The sequence below is a fragment of the Methylocystis sp. H4A genome, assembly GCF_015709545.1.
Lineage (GTDB): Bacteria > Pseudomonadota > Alphaproteobacteria > Rhizobiales > Beijerinckiaceae > Methylocystis > Methylocystis silviterrae.
Genome location: NZ_JADNQY010000027.1, coordinates 95,867 through 119,243 on the forward strand (window position 1 = coordinate 95,867; position 23,377 = coordinate 119,243).

22 protein-coding genes, 1 tRNA gene and 1 pseudogene are annotated in these 23,377 nt (G+C 61.8%); 9 read left to right on the forward strand and 15 right to left on the reverse strand.

Annotated features, from left to right (window positions below; genetic code table 11):
* The 3 genes and pseudogenes from IYW40_RS15060 to IYW40_RS15070 all read left to right on the forward strand — a co-directional run.
* Positions 1–642: pseudogene (locus IYW40_RS15060) on the forward strand (hypothetical protein); the annotation flags it as partial.
* 104 nt (positions 643–746) lie between these two features.
* Positions 747–992: a hypothetical protein gene (locus tag IYW40_RS15065; RefSeq protein WP_175093991.1), complete on the forward strand. Its 246-nt coding sequence runs from the start codon at positions 747–749 to the stop codon at positions 990–992.
* Between the two features lie 62 nt (positions 993–1,054).
* Positions 1,055–2,872: a S8 family serine peptidase gene (locus tag IYW40_RS15070; RefSeq protein ID WP_196401143.1), complete on the forward strand. Its 1,818-nt coding sequence runs from the start codon at positions 1,055–1,057 to the stop codon at positions 2,870–2,872.
* Here the strand turns inward: IYW40_RS15070 and IYW40_RS15075 are convergent.
* Positions 2,865–3,455: a response regulator transcription factor gene (locus IYW40_RS15075; protein ID WP_246720831.1), complete on the reverse strand. Its 591-nt coding sequence runs from the start codon at positions 3,453–3,455 to the stop codon at positions 2,865–2,867. The genes IYW40_RS15070 and IYW40_RS15075 overlap by 8 nt on opposite strands.
* Positions 3,456–3,952: 497 nt before the next feature.
* On the reverse strand, positions 3,953–4,435 hold the full coding sequence (locus tag IYW40_RS15080) for a cupin domain-containing protein (protein ID WP_196401145.1): 483 nt from the start codon (positions 4,433–4,435) through the stop codon (positions 3,953–3,955).
* Positions 4,436–4,502: 67 nt separating this feature from the next.
* On the opposite strand from IYW40_RS15080, the gene IYW40_RS15085 reads away from it, so the two are divergent.
* Entirely contained in the window at positions 4,503–5,441 is a 939-nt protein-coding gene (locus tag IYW40_RS15085) for an isoaspartyl peptidase/L-asparaginase family protein (protein WP_196401146.1), read from the forward strand.
* 87 nt (positions 5,442–5,528) lie between these two features.
* Here the strand turns inward: IYW40_RS15085 and IYW40_RS15090 are convergent, their stop codons facing one another.
* The 5 genes from IYW40_RS15090 to IYW40_RS15110 all read right to left on the reverse strand — a co-directional run bounded on the left by IYW40_RS15090 (position 5,529) and on the right by IYW40_RS15110 (position 9,809).
* Positions 5,529–5,852 carry a hypothetical protein gene (locus IYW40_RS15090; protein ID WP_196401147.1) on the reverse strand — a complete coding sequence of 108 codons (324 nt, stop codon included), beginning with the start codon at positions 5,850–5,852 and terminating at the stop codon, positions 5,529–5,531.
* A gap of 280 nt (positions 5,853–6,132) precedes the next feature.
* Entirely contained in the window at positions 6,133–7,968 is a 1,836-nt protein-coding gene (locus tag IYW40_RS15095) for a carbamoyltransferase (protein ID WP_196401148.1), read from the reverse strand.
* Positions 7,969–7,974: 6 nt separating this feature from the next.
* Positions 7,975–8,121 (reverse strand): DUF5989 family protein, encoded by a 147-nt coding sequence (locus IYW40_RS15100; RefSeq protein ID WP_014891398.1) that lies wholly within the window; start codon positions 8,119–8,121, stop codon positions 7,975–7,977.
* 12 nt (positions 8,122–8,133) lie between these two features.
* A complete protein-coding gene (locus IYW40_RS15105) occupies positions 8,134–8,550 on the reverse strand; it encodes an SxtJ family membrane protein (RefSeq protein ID WP_196401149.1) in 417 nt (138 codons plus the stop codon).
* Positions 8,551–8,651: 101 nt separating this feature from the next.
* Positions 8,652–9,809, reverse strand: coding sequence for an SGNH/GDSL hydrolase family protein (locus IYW40_RS15110; protein ID WP_246720832.1), 1,158 nt, complete (start codon positions 9,807–9,809; stop codon positions 8,652–8,654).
* A gap of 167 nt (positions 9,810–9,976) precedes the next feature.
* On the opposite strand from IYW40_RS15110, the gene IYW40_RS15115 reads away from it, so the two are divergent.
* Complete coding sequence (locus tag IYW40_RS15115) at positions 9,977–11,641, forward strand: adenosine deaminase (protein ID WP_246720833.1); 1,665 nt, start codon at positions 9,977–9,979, stop codon at positions 11,639–11,641.
* Here IYW40_RS15115 and IYW40_RS15120 read toward each other — a convergent pair.
* The 4 genes from IYW40_RS15120 to IYW40_RS15135 all read right to left on the reverse strand — a co-directional run bounded on the left by IYW40_RS15120 (position 11,638) and on the right by IYW40_RS15135 (position 13,990).
* Complete coding sequence (locus IYW40_RS15120; protein WP_196401151.1) at positions 11,638–11,787, reverse strand: lmo0937 family membrane protein; 150 nt, start codon at positions 11,785–11,787, stop codon at positions 11,638–11,640. The two genes, IYW40_RS15115 and IYW40_RS15120, sit on opposite strands and share 4 nt — an antisense overlap.
* Before the next feature lie 32 nt (positions 11,788–11,819).
* Positions 11,820–12,152 (reverse strand): acid-activated periplasmic chaperone HdeA, encoded by a 333-nt coding sequence (gene hdeA, locus IYW40_RS15125; RefSeq protein ID WP_196401152.1) that lies wholly within the window; start codon positions 12,150–12,152, stop codon positions 11,820–11,822.
* 102 nt (positions 12,153–12,254) lie between these two features.
* Positions 12,255–13,046 carry a TOBE domain-containing protein gene (locus tag IYW40_RS15130; RefSeq protein WP_196401153.1) on the reverse strand — a complete coding sequence of 264 codons (792 nt, stop codon included), beginning with the start codon at positions 13,044–13,046 and terminating at the stop codon, positions 12,255–12,257.
* A gap of 74 nt (positions 13,047–13,120) precedes the next feature.
* Positions 13,121–13,990: a xanthine dehydrogenase gene (locus tag IYW40_RS15135; RefSeq protein ID WP_196401154.1), complete on the reverse strand. Its 870-nt coding sequence runs from the start codon at positions 13,988–13,990 to the stop codon at positions 13,121–13,123.
* 370 nt (positions 13,991–14,360) lie between these two features.
* Between IYW40_RS15135 and IYW40_RS15140 the strand changes: the two genes are divergently transcribed.
* From IYW40_RS15140 to IYW40_RS15150, 3 genes are read left to right on the forward strand one after another with little or no spacing between them, the layout of a single operon-like run.
* Entirely contained in the window at positions 14,361–15,662 is a 1,302-nt protein-coding gene (locus IYW40_RS15140; protein ID WP_196401155.1) for an extracellular solute-binding protein, read from the forward strand.
* Entirely contained in the window at positions 15,659–16,957 is a 1,299-nt protein-coding gene (locus IYW40_RS15145) for a di-heme oxidoredictase family protein (protein WP_196401156.1), read from the forward strand. The genes IYW40_RS15140 and IYW40_RS15145 overlap by 4 nt, the downstream gene beginning before the upstream one ends.
* 14 nt (positions 16,958–16,971) lie before the next feature.
* Entirely contained in the window at positions 16,972–19,194 is a 2,223-nt protein-coding gene (locus tag IYW40_RS15150) for a TonB-dependent receptor (protein ID WP_246720834.1), read from the forward strand.
* Between the two features lie 66 nt (positions 19,195–19,260).
* On the opposite strand, the gene IYW40_RS15155 is transcribed toward IYW40_RS15150, so the two are convergent.
* Positions 19,261–20,163: an aspartyl protease family protein gene (locus IYW40_RS15155; RefSeq protein WP_196401157.1), complete on the reverse strand. Its 903-nt coding sequence runs from the start codon at positions 20,161–20,163 to the stop codon at positions 19,261–19,263.
* A 103-nt stretch (positions 20,164–20,266) separates the two neighbouring features.
* Positions 20,267–21,307: an MBL fold metallo-hydrolase gene (locus IYW40_RS15160; protein ID WP_196401158.1), complete on the reverse strand. Its 1,041-nt coding sequence runs from the start codon at positions 21,305–21,307 to the stop codon at positions 20,267–20,269.
* A gap of 361 nt (positions 21,308–21,668) precedes the next feature.
* On the opposite strand from IYW40_RS15160, the gene IYW40_RS15165 reads away from it, so the two are divergent.
* The gene (locus IYW40_RS15165) at positions 21,669–22,247 is read left to right on the forward strand and encodes a DUF308 domain-containing protein (protein ID WP_123174260.1); all 579 of its coding nucleotides are present in this window, start codon (positions 21,669–21,671) and stop codon (positions 22,245–22,247) included.
* A 395-nt stretch (positions 22,248–22,642) separates the two neighbouring features.
* Here IYW40_RS15165 and IYW40_RS15170 read toward each other — a convergent pair.
* A tRNA-His gene (locus IYW40_RS15170) sits at positions 22,643–22,719 on the reverse strand.
* 60 nt (positions 22,720–22,779) lie between these two features.
* The gene (locus IYW40_RS15175) at positions 22,780–23,355 is read right to left on the reverse strand and encodes a DciA family protein (RefSeq protein ID WP_196401159.1); all 576 of its coding nucleotides are present in this window, start codon (positions 23,353–23,355) and stop codon (positions 22,780–22,782) included.
* Between the last annotated feature and the right edge of the window lie 22 nt (positions 23,356–23,377).

Sequence of the window (23,377 nt, forward strand, 5' to 3'; positions counted from 1 at the left end):
CTGGGGCAGACGATCGGCGGCACGGTGGGCGGTCTCGCTCAGCGCTTCCTGCCGTTCGAAGCAGAGCCGGTTTTCGTTCCGCAGGGCTTCATCGGCGATGCGCTCGGCGCGGTCGGGGGCCGGGTTGGCAACTGGATCGGCGGCCGCTTCGGCAACGCCGGCGCTGGCCAGACGGTTGGCAATGTGGTGGGCGGACTTGCCCAGCGCTTCCTGCCGTTCGAAGCTGGCCCACAGGCTGGAACTTATTATGTCCCCCAGACGGCTGCGCCTGTGTTCGCGCCGCAGGGCATCGTCGGCGATGCGCTTGGCGCGATCGGCGCGCCGCTCGGCGGTTTCATCGGCGGCCGCTTCGGCAACGCTGGACTGGGGCAGACGATCGGCGGCACGGTGGGCGGTCTCGCTCAGCGCTTCCTGCCGTTCGAAGCAGAGCCGGTTTTCGTTCCGCAGGGCTTCATCGGCGATGCGCTCGGCGCGGTCGGGGGCCGGGTTGGCAACTGGATCGGCGGCCGCTTCGGCAACGCCGGCGCTGGCCAGACGGTTGGCAATGTGGTGGGCGGACTTGCCCAGCGCTTCCTGCCGTTCGAAGCAGGCCCGCAGCCCGTCTACTACGTGCCGCAGATGCAGGCGCCGATGTACGGCTGACGTCTGAGCGACGCAATCGACGCGACGCATGAAGGATGATCTGCTGCCGCTTCCGGGCCGATTCATCGGCCCGGAAGCCCTCGAGAGATCAGGATCGCGAAATCATGAGCGCAACGAACGGCATCGATCAATTTTTGGTGGCGCCGCGGAATGCGGCGGGCGCAGGAGATTTAGCTGCTTTCGAACAGGCGATGCAGTCTGTTCCCGGCGCCGCAATTCTTCAGCGCGCCGGCAAGGCCGGTCAACCGAGGTTGGTCGTCGCTCTCCCCGCCGCGGTCGCCAGTCAATTGCGCGAACAATTTGGCGCGACCCTGATCATCGAACCAAACGCTCCGTTGAAAGCATTTTAACGCCGCCGCCGCATTCTTCAGAGCGATGCGCAGGCTGGCCTGATTTTATTAGGAGAGTCGAAATGGCTGGTCCCGATACTGCTAATCCTGCGCCGAATGGGCCGAATGGTCAGAGTTCCGGGCGTGCGGCGCCCTCGCCCAATGGCGCGGATACGCGCGTGGAGCCGATGGCGATTGCGCCAACGGAGCGCTTTATGATCGCCTCGCGGCGCGTGCCCGGATTCGCGCCCGCTTCGGCGATGGATCTCGCCAATGCGCTGCCCGACGTAAAGATCGTGCGGCGGATTCAGCCGCGCGGGCTCACCGCCTTTTCAGCCGGCGGGCCATCGTCTCAGACGCCGGAAATTCTCGTCGCCGAGATGGACCCTGATCGCGGCGCCAAACTGCAGGCGTCGGCGCCGCCCAACGTCATTGTGGAGCGCGACGCCTTTCTTCGCGCCTCGGACGATTTTCGGCCCTTCGACTTCAACGGAGTCATGCCGATCGCGGCGGGCGTCGGAGTCGACGTGCAGCTGCGCGTCGTGGGCGTTGGCGGCAAGCCGCTGCCCAAGGCGACGGTCTATGTCTATGGGCAGGGCTTTCCGGGCCAAGGCGTCTCCAATGAGCGCGGTGAAGTCGTCGTGACGGTTTTCGGCGGTCCGATCGAGACCATCCAGGCGATTTACGTCAAACCTTCCGCCGATCATTGGGATCGGATGCTGCGCGCGCCAGCGCTTCAGGCCGGCGCGATGAACACTGTGCAGTTGCGTCCGCTGACGGAAAGCTTCAACGGCTTCCCTCAGAGCGGGATGGTCGGCTGGGGTCAGCGCCTGATGAAGCTCGACCGGCTTGATCCTTCGTTCACTGGCGCCGGCGTCAAGATCGGCATCATCGATTCCGGTTGCGACAGCGCGCACCCGCAACTGCGCCATGTGACGCGCGGCGCCGATCTCACCAATGGCGGCGACAAGACGAGCTGGTCGAACGATCAAATCGGCCACGGCACGCATTGCGCCGGAATCATTACGGCCGCCTCCGACGGCGTCGCCGGCATTCGTGGCTTTGCGCCCAAGGCGGAAGTTCACGCGTTGAAAGTGTTTCCCGGCGGTCGTTTCAGCGATCTCATCGACGCGCTCGACGAATGCATCGAACGGCAGCTCGACGTCGTCAATATGAGCCTTGGCAGCGGCGATCCTTCCGAACTCGTTGCGCAGAAAATCTCCGAAGCGCGCCAGAGCGGCGTCGCCTGCATCGTCGCCGCCGGAAACTCCAGCGGACCCGTGCAATTTCCTGGCATGCTGCCGACGGTGCTGACGGTCGCCGCGATGGGCAAGCTCGACGAGTTTCCCTCCGACAGCTATCACGCTCAGACGGTTGTCCCGCAACTTGTCGCGGGGACGATGTTCTCGCCGAAATTCACGTGCTTCGGGCCGCAGATCACTGTCGCGGCGCCGGGCGTGGCGATCGTCTCCACTGTGCCTGGCGGCGGATATGCGGCCTGGGACGGCACCTCGATGGCGACGCCTCACGTCACCGGCATGGCGGCGCTGCTTCTCGCGCACCATCCGCTTCTCGCAGGGGCGCGTACGGCGCGCAATGAGCAACGCGTTGCGCAGCTCTTCTCGCTGTTGGCCTCATCCGGCGTCCGCTATCTCGGCGACTCCACGCGCGAAGGCGTCGGCGCGCCGGATTTTGAGCGCGTGCCCAGTCTGGCCGCAACTCAGCCGATGGGCGCAGCGGCGCCCGCTGGCGCGGGTCTGGCGCCCGCGGGCGCGATGATCGATGGATTCGCTCCGCTGAGCGCGCCTGCGCCATGGGCCGTTGATCCCGCCATGATGCAAAGGATCAATCCGGCGATCATCCAGCGCATAATGCAGCTACGGGCCGCGGGCCTTATTTAGTCGCAAGCACGAGCGGTTCTCGATCGATCGGCGAATGAAGCGCTCCTCCGTGATTTGCGGAGGAGCGCTTTCGCATCGAGTGCGCCGCTTCGCCGCGGCCGCGAACTTGCAGCTTCTGCAGAACATTGTGCACGTGATTCTTCACTGTGCCGAGCTCGATGCGTAGCCGACGGGCGATCTCCTTATTCGACAGCCCGCGCTCGATCAGTTCGAGTATTTCCCGCTCGCGCGCCGTAAGCGCGTCCTTTGCATTCGCATGCGGCGCCTTGCCGATAGCCCGACGCTCCTCGACCGATCGAAACGCCGGCGCTGCGGTCAGTCGCTCCAGCAGTTCGACAACGTCTTCAATCGAGCCCTCGCGAGGAATGACGCCGACGATCGATGGACAAGCGGCCGCCAATGCTGCGCCAGCCGATGCCGGCGCGCCGATGGCCACGATCTGCAGATCTTGATGTTGCGCGCCGAGAGCTTGCGCAATCGCGAGCGCTTCCAGTTCGCCAACGTCAAGCAGCACAATGTCAAGTTCAGATTGAGCCGCCGCCGCCAGAGCGGCGCCGCACGCGACGACGGAGACGACGGACATTCCCGCGTGCTGGCTCAGACGTAAGCCAAGCGCTTCGCTAAACAGGCGCGTGTCGCTGACGATTAAGATGCGCGCATCTGGGGACAAATTTTCTGACGCAGAAACAAACGCGCTCTGCGCCGACGAATCGATTTCCTGAGCGGAATCGTTTCGGAAAGCCGCAAACCGGGGCATGAGCTACTCCTGAGCGTTATGTCCGAAGGGAGCGCCTAAAGAATTGGCGCGCTTTGAGAGGCGCGACGCTCGAGCGTCATCGCCTGCAATTTCTCGGCTTCAGCTTCATGTCGTTAAACCGCATCGTCATTGAGCCATCATGACGCTTTCGGACGACACATGAGGCGATCGTCAACATAACGAACTTCATAAGCGCGCTTTCTGGCGCCTTGTCTTCCTGCAAATGAATGGTTTGTGCGAAAAGCCTCGGCGGCTCTTTCCTGTCGAGGCTTGCTTTCAAAAAGCCAAGGCGCAGTGTGCAGTGAGCAAAAGTTTGGCGTCGACTATCTTTTCATCGGATGGAGAATGACATGCTCCTGCTCGTCGCCGTCGTTGCGGGCGACGATTGCGATCGCTGCTTCGCTGTCGCTCAAGTTCACGGGCTGATGCGGCACGTCAGCAGGAATGAAAATGAAATCACCGGCGACGTTCACGACGCTCTTTTCCAGATTTTCTCCGTACCGCGTCTCGACACGGCCCTGCAACAGATAGATCGCGGACTCGTGCCCCTTGTGCGTGTGGGCCTGCGCCTTGCCGCCGGGAGGAATGACGACCTTCAATAGAGACAGCCCTTTTGCGCCGGCGGTTTTTGTGGAAATTCCAGGGAAGATCGGGAGCGCCTGTTTGGATTGTGAGGCTTCGCCGACGCGCACCGTCACGATGTCCTTCCCGTCCTTTTTGCCTATGATCGACGTCTCGGACGCCGCCGGCGCCACAAGGGCTGCGAAGATCAAGGAAAGAACCAATGTGTTGCGCATGGCGTTCACTCCAGAGGTTTGAGGCGCGAGACTATAGCGCAGGCGCGAGACGCATCGACAAGCCGCTGGTTGGGCGATGACGAGCGTTTCTTTGATGATCCATGGCGGCGCCGGCGCGATCCGCGATCCGCATCGCTATGAGGCTTCCTTGCGCGCGATCGTCGAATCGGGCGCCGGCCTTCTCTCAGAGGGATCGTCGGCGCTCGAAGCGGTCGTTCACTGCGTCGCGCTGCTCGAAGACGATCCGCTTTTCAACGCCGGTCGGGGTTCCGTGCTCAACGCCGAAGGCGCCGCATTGTGCGACGCATCGGTCATGGACGGCCGCACCCTCAAGGCGGGCGCCGTCGCCGCTATACGCGGCGTCAGAAATCCGGTGCGCCTTGCATATGCGGTGATGGAGAAGAGCGGCAATGTGCTGCTCGTCGGCGACGGCGCTGAGCGCTTCGCGCGAGAGCAGCAGTTCGCCTTCGAAAACGAAGATTATTTCCGGACGGAGGAACGCGTCGCGCAGCTCGCCAAGGCGAAGCGAAAGCATGAGACCGCGCTCGATCATTCCGACGCGACGGATGCGAAACTCGGCACGGTCGGCGCCGTCGCGCGCGATCGCAACGGCGATCTTGCAGCAGCGACGTCAACCGGAGGCGTTGTGAACCAGCGCGCCGGCCGCGTCGGCGATTCTCCGATCATCGGCGCGGGAACATTCGCGGATAACCTCAGTTGCGCGGTTTCCTGCACCGGCGTCGGCGAGGATTTCATTCGCACTACACTGGCGCGCACCGCCGCCTGCTTCGTCGAATTTCGCTCGATGCAGGCTGAAGAAGCCGCCCGCGCGGCGATACGTTATCTCGTCGACAGAGTGGACGGCCGCGGCGGCCTCATTCTTGTCGATCGCGAGGGGAGATGCGGACGGGCGCACTCGACTCCGGGCATGTTGACGGCGACGTTCGCCGAGGGCGTCGTTCGGGTCGAGACAACTAGAGCGCTTCCCGATCACATGGACTCATGTGATCGATAAGGAATCGCTCAAAATCAAAATGGTGGAGCAGGTTCTCATCGAAAAAGTCTGTCAACTTTTTCGGAACCTGCTCCAAGCGCAGTCGTCTCAGGGCGCCCCCGTGCGCGGCGCACGCCGTCGACGCTCGGCGAGCCGTTGCGCCAGCGGGTGTCTCCGATCGAGTGCAAGCTGCGTCAACTGCGCAACGAAACTTGGGGCGTCGGTTTCACCGGCGATCTCGAAGCGGCACATCAAACCCCGCGTTCCGCCCGCATCGAAGATGTCGACGACGACGAGCCGCGGCGCGCTTCTCCCGATCGCGCCGCGCGCGCGCAGAAATGCGAGGAGCGCCGGCCGGGGGCGAGCGGAAAGCGGCAGGGCGTCGCGCAGACTATGGATAAGACTTTCCCGGTTGACGCGATCGAAATCCATTTGCCGCTCCATCAATGAAAAAAAATCGATGCAATCACAGGCGTTTAGGCAGTCTCCGAAAAAGAGACGCGGCTTTAAACAATCCGTCAAGCTGAGCGGCGTTCCTTTCCTGTGCATAGAACGGCGTCGCCAAGACGTCGGCGCCGAATGACATCTATCAAATCAACAGCGATCGCTTAGCGATATTTGGAGATGAGATCCTGGCGGAAATTCGGCGCGCGCGTTCAGAAGTCAGCCATGGAACGCTGTCCGATCCGCTCTGGAAAAACGCAAGTTGCGGTCAGTCCAGTTCAAACTTTTCTTTGTAATCGTGCTTGAGTGATGCGTCCTGATCGTCTTTGCGCAAATAACAATCGCCGATCACCAGCGTGTCCATTTCCGTGCCCATGAAGCAGCCGAAGGCGTCCTCTGGGGTGCAGACGATGGGTTCGCCGCGCACATTGAAGCTCGTATTGACGAGCACGGGACAGGCGGTCATTCGCTTGAACGCCGAAAGCAGCGCGTGATAGCGCGGGTTCGTCTCCTGATGCACGGTCTGAATCCGCGCGGAATAGTCGACGTGGGTCACGGCCGGAATCGAGCTGCGCGGAACATTGAGCTTGTCGATGCCAAACAGATTCTGCTGCTCGGCCGTCATTGCGTGACGATGCTTTTCGGCGACATCGGCGACGAGCAGCATGTACGGGGAATCGCCTTCGAGCTCGAACCAGTCCGCGACATCCTCACGCAACACCGATGGCGCGAAGGGCCGAAACGACTCGCGATATTTGATTTTGAGGTTGAGTGTTTTCTGCATCGTGTCGGAACGTGGGTCGCCTAGAATCGACCGTCCGCCAAGCGCGCGTGGCCCGAATTCCATTCGGCCTTGAAACCAGCCAACCGCTTTCTCGTCGGCGAGGTCCCGCGCCGCCGCTTCGATGAGATCGCCTTCCGCCATCGCCTCGAATCTGGCGCCAACGGCGTGCAGCCGGCGCTCGATCTCGGCTTGCGGGAAAGAAGGGCCGAGATAGGAGCCGCGCATGGCGTCGCCGCCGCCGTTGAGGCTTCGGGAATTTTTCTTGTAGTGATAGTAGCCGGCGAGCGCCGCGCCGAGCGCGCCGCCGGCGTCGCCGGCCGCCGGCTGGATCCAGATCTGGTCAAAGCTACCGTCACGCAGCAGCTTTCCATTGGCGACGCAATTCAGCGCGACGCCGCCGGCGAGACAAAGATTGCGTGCGCCGGTCTCCTTGGCGAGCGCGCGGGTGAGCCTAAGGACGATCTCCTCGGTGACCGCCTGTATCGAGGCGGCGAGATCCATGTGACGCTGCGTCAGGAGTTCCTCCGGCTTGCGCGCCGGGCCGCCGAACAGTTCGTCGAACTTGGCGTTGGTCATCCGCAAGCCGGTGCAATAGTCGAAATATGATTGATCGAGCCGAAAGGTGCCGTCCGGCTTGAGGTCGATCAAATTGTCCAGGATCACATCGGCGTATTTCGGCTCGCCATAGGGGGCAAGGCCCATCAGCTTGTATTCGCCGGAGTTCACCTTGAACCCGGTGTAATAGGTGAAAGCCGAATACAGCAGGCCGAGCGAATGCGGGAAGCGCAATTCGCGCTGCATGGTCAGTTGATTGTCACTGCCGAAAGCGACCGACGTCGTCGCCCACTCGCCGACTCCATCCATCGTCAGAACGATCGCGTCCTTGAACGGAGAGGGGTAGAAGGCGCTGGCGGCGTGGCTGAAGTGATGCTCGGCGAACAGCAGCCTTTTCGCCCAGTCGACATCCGCCGAATAGGCCTTCATCTCTTTCAGCAGCAGCGACTTTTGAAAGAGCTTTTCGCGCAGCCAGAGAGGCAGCGACATTTTGAACGACTGGAATCCGCGCGGCGCAAAGGCGATATAGGTTTCCAGCAGCCGCTCGAATTTGATGAACGGCTTATCGTAGAAGGCGACGAAATCTAAGTCTTGAGGCGTTACTCCGGCCGCTTCAAGACAGTAATCGATCGCGTGACGCGGAAAGCGCGAGTCGTGCTTTTTGCGCGAGAATCGCTCTTCCTGAGCGGCGGCGATAATTTCGCCATCCTCTACCACGGCGGCTGCGCTGTCGTGGTAGAAGGCGGAGATGCCAAGTATCCGCATCGCGCTTTAAAAGAGCGTATAGATGAACGGAGCGACCGCGGTGCCCTGCAGAACGATCAGCGCGCCGATCAGCAGCATGATAACCAGAACCGGCGCCATCCAGTATTTCTTACTGGTCTTGAGATAATCCCAAAGTTCGAGCAGGAAGCTCATTTATCTCTCTCCTCAGAACTGCTTGCTCATGTCGCTCGCCCCTTCGGGCGTATTGCGCATGGTCCAGTAGGACGTCGCGTTCTTGTCGAACGCAAGTTTGAGCGGATCGGCGCGGCGCAGTCGGAAAATCACCGCGATCGGGAGGATCACTCCAAAGAACAAAACGCCCATGATGATCGGGTTGGTGATTTTGTGCAGCGCCAAGCCCAGCTGGTGCCACAGTCGGTTCAGCGGCCGCAGTTTGGCGGGCGCGAGGAACGCCGCGGCGGCGAAACCAAGCGCAGCAGCGAGCCCCCAGAAATGAGGCGCCTCGCCGTGCCGAAGCGGCAGCATGCTGATGACCGTGATCGCCGCGGCGATCACCAGACCGAACGATCGATCGGACCCCATGGCGGCGGAACGGTCTCTCGAATAGTCCTCATGCGACATTCAGACGAGACCCCCCAAGTCGCCTCAACAACAAATTATCTGCAAGGCTGGCGAACCGCAAATTTCCCATGACTTGCCGGATGGCTTCGCTCCCCGCGTCCTCATTCGTAATTCTTAATGAGACCGTTCGCCAGGAGCGCGTTGCCCTTCGCGTTGAAGTGAAAGTCTCCCCAGAAATACAAGGATCTAATGAAATCAGGATCTTGCGTTTTATAGGCGAAAAAGTCGGGAAAGTGATCGAAAAATTTTCTGCATTTGCCGGCGCACCAGTCGCGCCAGACGCGCGCTTGCCGCGAATTTTCAACGTCGTAGAGCAGCTGCTGCGGCCATGGATAGACCCCAATTGAAAGCGCGATCCCGCGCGACGACAGGAGTTCGTAGAGGCGATCCAATTGCTTCTTCGCCTTTTCGATAGACGCGTCGATCCCTAATGGGCCGTAGCAGCTTGAATTCTCGCTATATGTCCAGCTCGCACGCGTGTAATCGGGGCTGTAGACGACGCCCGATTTTGAAAGCTCCTCGAAGGTCGCTCGCCCGAGCGCTCTCCCCAACTCCGCTGAGTAGCGCATCTGGCCAAGGAACTCCCCCATATAAGAGACTTTCTCCCACCACCTCTTTGGTGGTTGTGGCAGCGGCGGCCGCGGGACAGGGGAACAAACGTTTGCCGTGGGCTGAAACACGCCCATCTGCAATACGCCATTTTGATCATACGAATAGAAAACGCCTTCGTCCTGTATGTCGGAGATATCAATGTAAACCACAGCCTCGTCGAACTTGAGGCCGGCGTCGAGGAGATATTTGAGTTTCTCGTAATAGACGGACGGCGCATAGCTTGAGACTCCCGCATTCAACACATCGAGTGCGGGAAAAGCCTGCGCGAAAAGCCCAACAAAAGACTGCTCATAGGGGACGCCGGGACTCTCAGTGAAGGAATCGCCGATAAAGATGACGCGCTTGCGGTCCACCGTCATCGGCACGCTGCGTACGGCGGCGTCTCTAAAGCCCAGTGAATTGGTGAAAATGGGAACTATATTGGAGCCCCAGGCGTCGAAGCCGTTAAAATTGGGCTTCAGGCCATGGGTGTAATGCGGATCGCGAACCCTCAACTCGTTTTTCACAGGCGCCAGAAATGGATTGCCGCCCGTGTAGACGAGATGAAGAACAATCTCCGCAACGACGACGAGACTGACGAGCAGGCCAAAGTTGATGAAAAGAATGCGAAACAGCTTGTACGCTGAGTTTTTGCGCGACCACGACATCGACATTCGCCAAATTTGGCTTCCCCAAGAATGTGAGCATCACTCTTGTCATAGTTCGACTGAAATGAGCAAGCTTCCTTTGCAAAAAAGTGTTTTGCGGCGTCGAATGCCGGAAGGCCTTTGCGGTGCGCTAAGAAGCCGCAGTGAATCGCGTCTCGGAGCTGCTCATGACCCCGCGTCTCAGTCGTTCGCTTGCTGAAATCCTGCCGGGCTCGGCGTCGTTGCGGATGTTCTGCGCGGCCCTCGCCGTCGCATGGGGCGGCTGCGCAGTCCATGCGCGCGAAGTTTTAAGCGCCGCCGCCGTGCGCGACACGTCTGCGGCGCTGGAAGGCCTGCGCGGCAATGGCGCCGCTCTACGCAGTTTTCTTGTCGAAATGCCGAAAGGCGCCGATTTGCACAATCACCTTGCGGGCGCCGTCTATGCGGAGAGCGCTTTGGCTTGGGCGCGGGCCGAGGGGTGGTGTTTCGACGTCAAGAGCAAGGCGGCGCTGCCGCCGCCTTGCGAGGCTGTGTCGAAGCCGCCTCTCGCGGAAGCGCTGCGCTCGACGCAGGCCTATCGAGACGCGATCAACGCCTGGTCGATGCGCGACGTCATCACCGCGCGCGTGAGCGGTCATGATCAGTTCTTCAACAGCTTCTTTCGGTTCTCAGACGTGACGGGGAACAATGTCGGCGCCGCCCTCGCCGAGGTCGTCGAGCGCGCCGCCGCGCAGAACGTCTTGTATCTCGAATTGATGATCAGTCCGCTGATGGGCGAGGCGCGCGATTTTGGCGAGCAGATCGGCTGGAAGGACGATCCCGACGCAATGCTTGCGGCGCTCGACGGCAAAGGTCTCGGCGACCTCGTCCAGCGCGCGGCGGAGGGCGTCGTCGCCGTTGTCGCCGACAAGGACCGGCGGCTCGCCTGCAGCGACGCGGTTCATCGTCGGCCCGGATGCGATGTCGCGGTACGGTTTCTCGCCCAGGTCTATCGCAATGTCGACCGCGCGAAATTGTTTGCGCAGACGGCGCTTGCCGCTCGTCTCGCCTCACGGGACGGGCCGGTTGTCGGATTGAACCTCGTCGCAGCCGAGGACGATGAAATCACGCTGGGAAATTATAGCGATCAGATGCGGATCGTCGGCGACATCGGGCGCCGACACCCGAAGGCGCGGATCAGTCTCCATGCGGGGGAACTGACAATGGGGCTCGTTCCTCCCAGGGATCTGACCTTCCATATCCGCGAGGCGGTCGAGGTCGCCGGCGCGGGGCGCATCGGCCATGGCGTCGACATCGGCTTCGAGCGCGACGCCAAAGGTCTGATGGCAAGAATGGCGCGCGATGGAATAATGGTCGAGATCAATCTCACGTCCAATGCGCAAATTCTCGGCGTCGAAGGCGCGGACCATCCATTCCCGCTCTATCGCAACGCGGGCGTGCCGACGGCGTTATCGACTGACGACGAGGGCGTATCGCGAATCGATCTCACGCACGAATATCAGCGCGCCGCGCGCGTCTACCAACTTTCCTACCGCGACTTGAAACAGCTCTCTCGAAACAGCCTGACGTACGCTTTTCTTCCCGGCGAGAGCCTGTGGCGCGATCCTGCGGCCGCGCGCCCCGTTTCGGTTTGCCTCAACGCTCGGCTTGGCGGGACTTCGCCTTCCGCCGAGTGCCGTCGTTTCTTGGCAGGTTCCGAAAAAGCCAGACGGCAATGGGAGCTCGAGACGCGTTTCGCGCGCTTCGAGTCGAAATGGAGCGGGGGCGAGGGAAAGCCAGCGAACAGCGTTGCGCTCGCTTCCCCGCCTCGGTCGTCGGCCAAACGTGAGCGTTCCTCGCGCGGCGTTCGCTAAAGAATGCTGCGGCCCTGAATGACGCGCAGAATGATCACGATGACTGCGATCACAAGGAGAATGTGAATGAAGCCGCCGAGCGTATATGAGGAGACCAGCCCGAGCAGCCACATGATGATGAGGATGACCGCGATCGTTTCAAGCATTGTTCAGCCTTCCATTTGGCCAGCAAGGAGGTTCACAACTTTTTGCCAAGCGACTTTGCGTCGGTCTCGACCTTTTTCCAAGCGCCCTTGAGCTTGCTCCAGAAAGACTCTTGCGGCGCCTTCTTGCAATCATCGATGATTATAGGAATGACCTTCTCCGTGCCTTCGATATCGACGTCCGTTGCGAGCGGCTTGCCTTTCTTGCTCTGCGCAGAGGACCAGTAGATCACCTTCGGCTGAAATTGGTCGTCGACCGCCAGGAAATCCTCGCACGTCCACTTGGACGTCGGCTTCTTCGTTTCGGCGAGCGCGTTCGTCGCGTAAAAAGACAATGCGGCCGCGGCAATGAAATAAACTGGCTTCATAGGATGCTCCTTCGAGTCCACGCCTTCTGCGAAAAGCGCCGGCGAGAGTCTATTGCGGAATTGAGCCGGTATCCAGTTGGAGCTGGCGCCGTCGCAGACCCGCTATTCCACCGCCAAAATGACGTCCGCAGCGTCGAAGGTCGCCAGCGCGGCGTCCCCTTCTTTCAGTCCCATATCTTCAACGAGGTGGCGCGGCGTCACCGCGGTCATCGTCTTTCCGAAACCGACGTCGAGCAGAATTTCGCTATTGCGTTCGGCGTCAATCCGCTGCGTGACTACGCCGCGGAAGCAATTGCGCTGCAGCGGCGCCGCGTCGCCCGCGGGCGCCAGATTGACGAAGGACGCCTTTATCAGCGCCAGCGCCTTGCGCCCTTGAGAAAGGCCCAGTCGCTCGGCTGACTCGTTGGTGACGATCGCCAGGATCGTATCCTTTTCCGACACCCGCAGGGTCACTTCGACGTCGACCGGCCATTTCTTGACCTGAGTCACTTCGGCGCGAAAAACATTGCGCGCGGAAATTGTCATGCCCGTGGTCCACAGCAGAAAATCCTCGGCGCCCGCGAGACCCTCTTCGGCGATCGTCTCGGAGATGCGCGCAAGTTTCTCTTCGAGGCGGTGGAAGGTGGCGATCAGCCGGCGCCCTTCCTCCGTCACCTCGGCGCCGCCGCCGCTGCGACCTCCAGCCTTGGTGATGAAGGCTGGCGTGGGCAAGAGATTGTTGATCGCGTTCACCGCGTCCCATGCGGCCTTGTAGCTGAAGCCGACGGCCTTGGCGGCCTTGGTGATGCTGCCGTGGGCCGCGACGGCCTCTAACAGCTTGACGCGGTCGCGGCCGACAAGGAGTCGGCCCTCGCTACGCAGCGCCAGTGAAGCATCGATCTTGCCTTCGGCCATGTCAGCGTCCCGCCTCATCGCCCGGATACAGGGTGGGAAGGCCGGAGGCAACCGCGGCTAAGGATGAATATCGGTTAGTGGAGCGTTACTCTGGTCCGCGATGGTCTCCGTCCCCGCGCCGGCGACTGAGCGATCGCTCTGACCACCGCCTCGGCGATGGCGCGACCGCGCTCGTCGGTTCCGGTCCAGTTCGAGGCGCGTCCGCGCGGATCAATTTCCACGAGCTTCACGCCCCGCGCCGCATGCACCCCGTCGCGCGCGATCCCCCGCAGGAAGCCGTCCATCGGCGCCTGGATGGGAAGGCCGTCGAGTCGGCCGAGCAGATAATCCCTGAAAACCCGAGCGCCGATGTCGAGCGGCGTCCGCCAGACGCCATCCCGCGCCGAATAGATGAAGCGCTCCTTGCCGACGCCGCCGAGAACGCGAGCGACGCCGTCTGAAGGCAGCGTGGCGCCGTTTTCGAGCAATTCGCCCGTATGCGCCGGATGAGTCTCGATCGCCACGTCGCAGTTCCAGCCCGCCCTGAAGTTTGGACCCATCCCGATCACGAGACCTGCGATCCCGCGCAGATCCGGCGTGACGCGGTGCTTTTGCATGCGGGCGTCGATCAGAACGTCGGGTGCGCGCAGAGTGATGAGGTCCGTCAAGGGCAGAGGCGAAACGGCGACGCGTCCCGGCCGGGACAAGACGTCGACCACATCCAGCGTCGTTTGCGTCAGATCGGCGACGACGCCGTCGACTTCCGCGCGATCTCCATAAAGCGCGTCGTGAAAGGCCATCCCCCGTCGGATGACCGGCGGGTACGCGTCATGGCTGAGAACCACGCGGCGCCGCTCCCATGTCAATCGCGCCGCGACCGCGGAGGCGATCTCGTTCGTGCCGAGGATGATGACGAAATGCTCACTGCAGTCGGAGAGGAATTCTTTTGCTGAAAAGCCTGGCATGGGGCGCCCTCCGGCGCCTTTTCAGCAAATGACGCGCCAAGTCGCACCCCTTTGCGTTGCAGGGGAATCCGGCGCCGGCCAAGCGACGGGAGACTCCTCGTTTCACACATCTTGTATTGAAGTCGACAAAAACGGACAAAAACCGCCAACGACGCGCGCAGCGCTGGACTGACGCAGTTTATCCTATTGAAAAACAGCACCATTTTATCAAAAAGCGATATGTTTTCAGATAATATATCAATTACCGATAGGCCTATGGCGTTTGCACATATACTGATCATTCGCTGCTTAAAGTTCGGATGTTGACTTTTATACCGCTCCTTTGTAGTCAAGCAATATGTAAGCTAACTACATAACGGTCCTCGATCACATGATCCGCGCTGTCGCCGTCGCTGCATTCGCAAGCCTTTTCAGCATTCTATGCGCTGCGCCGTCCGGCGCGTCGGACAATGAGGCGATCATCGTCGTCACAAGCTTTCCCGAAGAACTGACGACCCGTTACGAGCGGGAGTTCGAGCGCAGCCATCCGCAAAGCCACGTTCGATTCATCTGGAAGCAGTCCCGCGACGCGCTTGCCGAACTCGCCAAGCCCGAACAGGGCGGTGCGGACGTCTATTGGGCTCCGGCGCCGGCGAATTTCGCGCGTCTTCGCGACCGGGGCGCCTTCCGCAAGATAACGGTCGACCGCGCCGTGCTTCCCGGCCGGCTCGGCCAGCAGCAATTGTCCGATCCCGCAGGCCTCTACGAAGCCTATGACGTCGCCGGCTATGGGATCGTCGCGAATCCAAGCGCGCTGGCGGCGGCCGGCCTTTCCGCGCCGCGCCGCTGGCGCGACCTCGCGTCGCCCGACTATGCGCGCCAGCTCGCTATGCCGATCGCCTCAAAGGTCGGCTTCTCGCCTGCGCTCTATGACATCCTTTTGCAGAGCGAAGGTTGGGACGCTGGTTGGCGTCTCCTCAGCGAGATGGCCGGCGAGGCGACGCTGCTCGATTCCGGATTCGCGCCGACGGCCTCTGTGCGCGAAGGCAAAGCGGCGCTCGCGCTGACGATCGATTTCTTCGCCGAGATCGCCAAAGCCAGTGGCGCTGCGGTCGAGATGATCTATCCCCAGCGCACGGCGTTTCTGCCCGCCCATGTCGCGATGACCGCCGCCTCCAAGCATGTCGCCGGCGCGCAGGCCTTCATCGACTTCCTGCTGTCGACGGACGGCCAGCGACTGATGATGGAGCGGGACAGCCGCCGGCATCCGGCGCGACCCGACGCCTATCAGAGCGCGCCGCAGGGCTTTGCGGATCCCTTTGCGCTGCCGGCGTCAACGATACTGGATTATGGCTCGGAGGTCGGCCGCTGGCGCACGCCGCTGATCGCGCTGCTCTTCGATCTCGCGATCGTCGAAGGCCATGCCGAGAGCGCCGAACTGTGGCGCAAGATTCACGACGCCGAGAAAAAATTCGCCGGCAATGCGAAAGCCATGGCGGCGCTGGGCGAAGCGAAGAGACTCGCCGGCTTCATTCCGGTGTCCGAAAGCGACGCGCGCGCAACCGCCTTCCTCGAGCGCTTCACGCGTCGCGACGCCATCGATCCGCAGCAAATCGCACAATGGCGCGAGGAGATCGGCGCGGCGCGGCGACAGGCGCGTGACCTCGTCAAAAGCCTGGAGCCGGCGCCATGAAACGCTTCGGCGTCCTTCTATGCGCAGTGCTGCTCGCGGGCGCCGCGCGCTATGAGACGAGCGGCCCCGACACCGAGGCCTTCATCCAGCCGATGGAGGGACTGGACGGCGAACATGCCGCAAGCTTTCTCAAGGGGAGCGGAATCTTCCGCCAAGCCTGGGTCATCGGGCCGTCGCAGGACCATCCCGACTTTATCGGTCTCGGTCCGCTCTATAATCGACTTTCCTGCATCGCCTGCCACGTCAAGAATGGCCGCGGCGCCGCGCCAGACAGCGAAAATGGCGTCGCGCGCACGATGGCGGCGAGGCTGAGCGTCGAGGGAAGGGACGCGCATGGCGGACCGCGCGTTCATCCTGATTACGGCGCTCAGCTCAATCCCGAAGGCGTTCCCGGCGTCGCTGGCGAAGGCCAGGCCGTCGTCGAATACGCCGAATTCGATGTGGCGCTCTCTGATGGCGCGACGGTAAGGCTTCGTCGGCCGACGCTCTCCTTCCGCAATCTTGCTTATGGTCCGCTCGGGCTCGAGACGAAGACGTCGCTGCGCAACGCGCCGCCGGTTTTCGGCCTGGGTCTGCTCGAGGCGGTCCCTGAGGCCGAAATTCTCGCCGGCGCGGGCAGACCGAATTTCGTCTTCAGCGTTGAGACCGGCCAGAGAACGCTCGGCCGCTTCGGACTCAAAGCAAATCAGCCCAATCTCAAGCAGCAGATCGCCAACGCCTTCGTCGAAGACATCGGGGTCACCTCGTCGCTGTTTCCTGTCGAGAACTGCCCTCCGTCACAAAGTGAATGCCGTCGCGGCGCTTCGACGCCGGAATTGACCGACGCCCAGCTCGACGCGGTCGTCAATTACATCCGCGCGCTTGCGCCGCCGGCCAGGCGCAATCTCGGGGACCCGCGCGTCAAGGACGGCGACGTTCTGTTCCATGAGATCGGCTGTTCGAACTGCCATCGCGACGCGCTGCATGTTGCGGATTTCTCGCTGCAGCCCGCGCTCAACGGCGTCGAGATTCATCCCTACACCGACCTTCTGCTGCACGACATGGGCGACGGGCTCGCCGACGGCCGCGACGACTTCGAGGCTGGTCCAAGGGACTGGCGCACGCCGCCGCTCTGGGGACTGGGCCTCGCCGGCAAAGGCGGAGACGGCGCCGATTTTCTGCACGATGGCAGGGCGCGAACGCTCGTCGAGGCGATCCTCTGGCACGGCGGCGAAGCGCAATCCTCCGCCGACGCCTTCCGCAATCTACCCGAACCCCAGCGCGACGCGCTGCTCGCTTTCCTCAACTCTCTCTGAAGTTCACGGGGGCAATGATGACCAGGCTGCTGACGACGACGGCGATTTCAGGCGGCGTTCTTCTCGCGCTATCAATTCCTATGAACGCGCAGACGCCGCTGCCGCCGATCGAGGTGCGTGCGCCAAAGGCTTTCGAGCTCGGCCAGATCAAAGTCGGGGAACGTCGTCTTGGAGTCCCGACCAAGGTCGCTCAGCCCGGCGCCGGCGCCGGCGGCGGCGGGGTAGGCGCTCCGCCCCCCGCGTGGGTCCCGTCGGAAAAAACCGACAATGGTCCGACGCCCAGTCAGCACACGGACGCCTTCGGCGGCTACACCATCACCAACAGACAGATGGAGACATTTGCCCGCCCGTCGCTCGACAGCGCAGTCAATATCGCGCCGGGCGTCAATAGTCAGATTTCCGGCAATTCCCGCAACGAGCAGAATATCTATGTGCGCGGTTTCGATCGCTGGCAGGTGCCGCTCACAGTCGACGGCGTTCGCGTTTATCTGCCGGTCGACAACAGACTCGATTTCGCGCGCTTTCTGACCGCCGACATTGCCGAAGTGCAGATCGCCAAGGGCTATGTCTCGGTGCTCGACGGCCCTGGCGGCATGGGCGGCCAGATCAATCTGGTGACGCGCAGACCCACCCGAGAGATTGAAGCCGAATGGCGCACGCGATTCGATTTTGGTCGCGACGGCACATTCCTGGGGCCGATGACCTACGGCTTCGTCGGCACGAAAAAGGACATGTATTATGCGCAGCTCAGCGGCACTTTTCAGAACTACGACGGCTGGATGCTACCCGCGAGCTATCGCTCGACTCTCGCTCAAGGATGGGGATTTCGCGGTCAATCCCATACACAGGACTACAATATCAATGCGCGCGTGGGCGTGACGCCCAATGCGACCGACGAATATTCCCTAAGCTTCAGCCGCCAAGAAGGCCAAAAGGGCGCGCCGCTGCATACGACCGATCCCATCTCCACGCAGCGCTTCTGGCGATGGCCATACTGGCGGGTCCAGAACCTTTATTTCCTGTCGAAGACGCAGCTTGGCGACTCCTCCTATGTGAAGACGCGCGGCTATTGGAGCAAATTCGACAATTCCCTCGTCAGCTACGACGACCCTTCTTTCATCAAGCAGTCGCTGCCTCGATCGTTCAACAGCGCTTATGCCGATTATGCGCTCGGCGCCGAGGCCGAAGTGGGCACGCAGATCGGCGATATCGACACGTTGAAGGCGCTGTTCTTCTATCGCCTCGACAATCATTCCGAGTGGCAGGAGAATTTCGGGCAGAATTTTCGCGGCACGCGCTCCGGCTGTGTGACCAGCGTCCCCTGCTACACCCAGCCGGTGATTTCGAGCATCGAGGACACCTATTCGGCGGCCGTCGAGAACACGTTTCACCCGAGACAAGACATCGATATCGTTGCGGGCTTTAGCTACGACTGGCGGCATCTGCGCCAGGCGCAAGGCTTTGCCGTTCCGCAGGGCGTCATCGACTATCGGCCCATCGACGTGCAGGCGCCGAACTATCAGGGCGCGGCCATCTGGCGCTACAACGATACAGACCGCGTTTACTTCAACGGTTCGAGCCGGACGCGCTATCCTACGCTCTTCGAGCGTTTCAGCACCCGCTTTGGCGGCGCGACGTCCAATCCGACGCTCAAGCCGGAGCGCGCAACCAATTTCGATCTCGGCTGGTCAAGCCTCTTTGCGCCCGGCGGCCGGGTGTCGATCGACGTCTTCTACAGCCTCGTCGACAATCTCATCCAAAGCGTGCCGGCGCCGCAGTTCGGCGTGAACGTCACGCAATCTCAGAACGTCGGCGGCGGCAGATTCTGGGGCGCGGAAATCTCGGCCGATTACTTCGTGCGCGAGGATTTCTCGCTCGGCGGCAACGTCACGCTGATTCGGCGCCGGGTCAATTCGCCGTCGATCGTCAATTTTCAGCCGACGGGGGTGCCCGACCTCAAGATGTTTCTCTACGCCGGCTACCGTCCCATTCCCCAGCTGACCTTGACGCCAAGCATTGAAGTGGCCGGCGCTCGCTGGACGTCCATAACAAATGGCAATTGGTATTATCGGACGGGCGCCTTTTGCCTGACGAACTTCAACGCTGATTATACGCCGGGCGACAACATCAAATTCAGCGCCGGCGTGCGAAACGCATTCGATGACTACTATGTGCTCGCTGACGGATATCCCTCTCCGGGCCGCACATTCTATCTCGCGTCGAAGGTGAACTTCTAGACGCGCTCGCCGCTGCGACGCACCACATATCGGCTGCGCTGCGTTCGCGCGGCGCCGCGCGATCGTCTATTTCAGCTTCGCGTCCCAAGTCGGCGAATCCGGCGCACGAAAATCGAAGTCCCAGGCAAATCTGCGGATGAGATTATAGCCGATCAGGAAAGAAACATCGCGGCCAAGCGCGGCGCGCAAGGCGCCGAAGTCATAGGAGATCGCGTAGAGGTCGCGCAGGACGCCGCCTTCGCCGAGGTCAAGCGACTTGATCTTGTAGACCTTCAAGGAAATGCGTTTTCCGCCGACGCCGCTTGCCCGGGCTTTGGCCTTCACGGCCGTGAACAGCCCCTTGTGCTTGCGTATGAACCGCTGATCGACGGCCGAGACTTCCGCGCCCGAATCGAACAGGCCGACCGCCGCCGTATTGCCCAAGCGCAGGTCGATGCCGACAAGACGCTCATCGGGTCCGAGCCGCCGAAACGGCTTCGGACGGCCGCTCGCCGTCGCGTCGCCGAAAAAGGTGAGTTCACGCCGATCGATGTCGAGGCTGAATCGCGCGCCTTTGAAAAAATCCAGCCCCAAAAGATCGTCACCGTCGCCAGGCGGACATCGGGTGAGTTGATATTTCGCTCGCGCGACGTTGTTTCCTTGATCGGCGACGAGTTCGACATTCTGCGCTTCGACATCGTCACAGCGCATTGTCGCGCCGGACGCCCCGGTGGAGAGGCTTGCGCCCAGAACCGGCAGGTCCTTGTTCCAGGGCGCCAGCCTGAGGCGCGTGCTCGAGGCGCCAGTGTCAAGGCGCATGTTTCCCATGACGTTGCCGATGCGAACCGGCAGATAGATGCGCCCGCCAAGATATTCATCCTGGGTCAAGGTCAGCGGAATGACGGAACGGCTCCTCTCGGCGCCAATGGCGGCGTCCGAAATCAACAGCGCTGCAAAAAGGAAAAAAGCCGACGCTCGAATAGGCTTCATGGACCGCTTCCCGCTCCCGAACATTCAGCGCTAAGCGCTTCCCGATCACATGGAATCATGTGATCGATAAGGAATCGCCCAAAATAAACGTTGGAGCAGGTTCTCATCGAAAAAGTCTGTCAACTTTTTCGGAACCTGCTCTAAGGAACGCGTCCTGAGCTTCCCGCGCAAGCTCCGCGCCCTCGCCTTTGTAGCGAGGCGAGTAATGGAAGGTCACGAGCCGCCTCACGCTGGCGCGGCGCGCGATCGTTCCCGCCTGACGCGCCGTCAGATGTCGCCGCTTGGACGCGGCGGCCGAGTCGCGCTCCAAAAATCCTCCTTCGATGAAGAGCGTGTCCGCGCCTTTCGCGAGCTTCACGATTCGTTCGATGTTGCATTCGGTATAGGCGCAGTCGACGACATAGGCGATCTTGCGGCCCGAGGAGATTTTCATGATCTCCTTCTTGAGCATTCCGAAGGGCAGGGCCTGGGGTTTCCTGTCTTCCGGGTCAGCCCAGGCGACCTTGATGAGGTCCGCGTCATCGGCGCCGCGAAGCGTTGCCTCTTTGAACGCCCGCAGCCATGGGCCCACGGCGAGCCCCAATGCGTCGAGCTGGTTGCGCCAAATGTTGATATGCGCGCGCTCCTCCAGAGCGAACGCCAGCACCGGAAGGCCATGATCGAGCGTCGTGGCGCGAACCTGTATTCCGGACTCTTTCAGCAGCAGTCCCTCGCTCGATTGGCGCTTCTCTTCGTCGCGACGCGCAAATTGCGTTCGACCTGAAAATGAAGCGGAAGCAGCGCGCCCGGATTCGTCCATTTCGGTCACCTTGAATGTCAGATTGCCCTCGTAGCCGTCGATGAGGTTCCAGGAATAGGCCTTGAGCTTATGCTCGACCGCATCGATTATGCCGTGGGGTCCGTAAACGCCGAGCGTCATTTCCCGCCCGAGCAGGCGCCGCAGCAGCTGATCGAAGCCCGCGAAGTGATCCATATGCAGATGCGTGACGAAGACATCGCTGATTCGCAGCGTCTTACGGGGCGAAAGCCGTCCAAGATCGCCAAGATCGAACAGCAGCGCCCGCTTTTCGAAAACGAGATCGACGTAAAGACCCGGATCGTCAAACGGATCGTTGATCAGCGCGGGGTCGAAATGGCGCGGCACGGCTCTTTTGCTCTCATCGGCGCGCTCAGCGAAAGCTCATGCGCGCTCGCGCGCGCAGCGCCGTGCGGGAGAATATAGTCGCGAGTGAGAAGCAGGTAACCGCATGGGCATGTCGGACCTCCACGGCGCGTCGGATCGCGCGGAAGGCGTCGCAACCATCCATTCCGCTCTGGATGCTGGCGCCGCGCGGCGGCGGGCGGGTTTCGACCGAGACGGAGCGGCCAAAGTCCGCGCTATTCGAGATTTCGGCGCGGACCAGAACGCCGCCATCCGTCAAATCATTCGGTCACAATTATCGGCTTGCTATTTGCGCCTAATCGGCAAAGATTCCGCTTTCCTCATCTCACCATGGAAGCCTTAGATGCAGCGACAGTTTGACTCTTTCGTTTCAGGCGCCCCCGACGTCCTTGCCGTTCACTGGGGCTGGGTCATCGCCTTGGGAATATTGATCGGGGCGCTGGGAATCCTCGCGATCATCCGAGCCAGGATGGCGACGTTCATCGCGGTCGGCTTTCTTGGCGCGCTGCTCATCGTCAGCGCGGTGTCGGTTCTCATATTCGCCTTTTCGGCCGCGGGCCTGTGGACAGACTTCTTCGTCCACGTCCTCTGGGCGGTTCTTCTGGCGATCGTCGGAATCATGCTGCTGACGCGCCCGGCGATCAGCGCCGAGGCGATCACGCTTCTCATCGCCTTCTATTTCATCGCCGAAGGCATACTCGTCATCGGTTTTGCGCTGACCTCCCAGATCGACGGTCTGTGGATGTATCTCCTGCAAGGCGGCGTCGCGCTGCTGCTTGGCGCGCTGTTGGTGACCGGCTGGCCGTTCACCGGGCTTTGGGCGATCGGAACCTTCCTGGGCATCGATTTGCTGTTCAAAGGATGGGGAATCATCGCTCTCGGCTTTGGCCTTCGGGCGATCTCAGAAGGCGCTCTGCTGTAGGCTCGCAACGGCTTGGATGTCATTCCCGACGCGCGAAGCGCGATCGGGAATCCAGGGTCACGACAAACATCATGAAAGTTGCTCTGGATTCCCGGTCAGGCCTCCGGCCTGCCGGGAATGACAGCCCGATTTGAGCAGAGGCCTTCGATGGACCGGCTTAATCGAGGCCGCGGGTGGGCCAGTAGACCGCGCAAAAGGCCGCGGTAATCAGGCCGGAGCCAAAAAGGGCTCCCGCGATGCGTTCATCGGGAATGGCGTAGCTCGCAGCCGACATCAGCAGACCGAAGGTCGCCAGATAGATCGGCCGCGGGTCGCGTTCCGGCGGCGCGTCTTAAAGCTCCGGTTAATAGGACCATCGCGGAGTCGGCGTGCATTATTTGCGGCCGCTGAGAGCATGGTACCGCCACCCCGGCTCGAACGGGGGACCCCCAGATCCACAATCTGGTGCTCTAACCAACTGAGCTATGGCGGCGTTTAGCGGCGCGAACCTAAAAGCAAGCGTTCGCGATTGCAAGCCTTTGCAGGGGCGCCCTCAAGCGTCGCCAGCCGCGCCGCTCGGGCCGGCGAGCGCGCGTTCGCCGAGCCTGATGAGCGCGTCGCGCAGGCCTTCCTCGGCGACGCCCTTGGCCGCCTCGATGGCCCGCGCGCGCGCCGCCGCGTCGGGCTTGGGCGCCCGGGCAAGGCTCGGCCGAGACGCAGTTGCGGGGATTATGGCTTCCTGTCGCAGCGCGATCCGCGCGACGCAGCGCCAGCCAAGATGCGCATTGACCCTATCGATAATGGTCGGGACGAGATGCTGCGCCTCAAGCCCGAAGCCGGGGTCCACCCGCAGCACGAGAGTCGCCGGCTCTCGCGGCGTCTTTTCGCGGCGCTTGCCCGGCGAGGGGTCGGCCGGCTTCGCCCGCCGCTGCGGCGGCCACTGCAGCGAGGCGGGCGCGCAGATTCGCGCGATTCGCGCCCCGACGATCTCGCGCCAGCACAAGAGCAGCGAGGCTTCGCCGAAGCCGCGCGCGGCGATGAGCGGGTCGAGTTCGCGCGCAACGTAATCCGCGAGCGAGCGCGCTTTGAAGCCTTTGGCGCGCGAAGATACGCTCGAAGATACGCTCATGGACTTGCGGCGACGCCGCCCT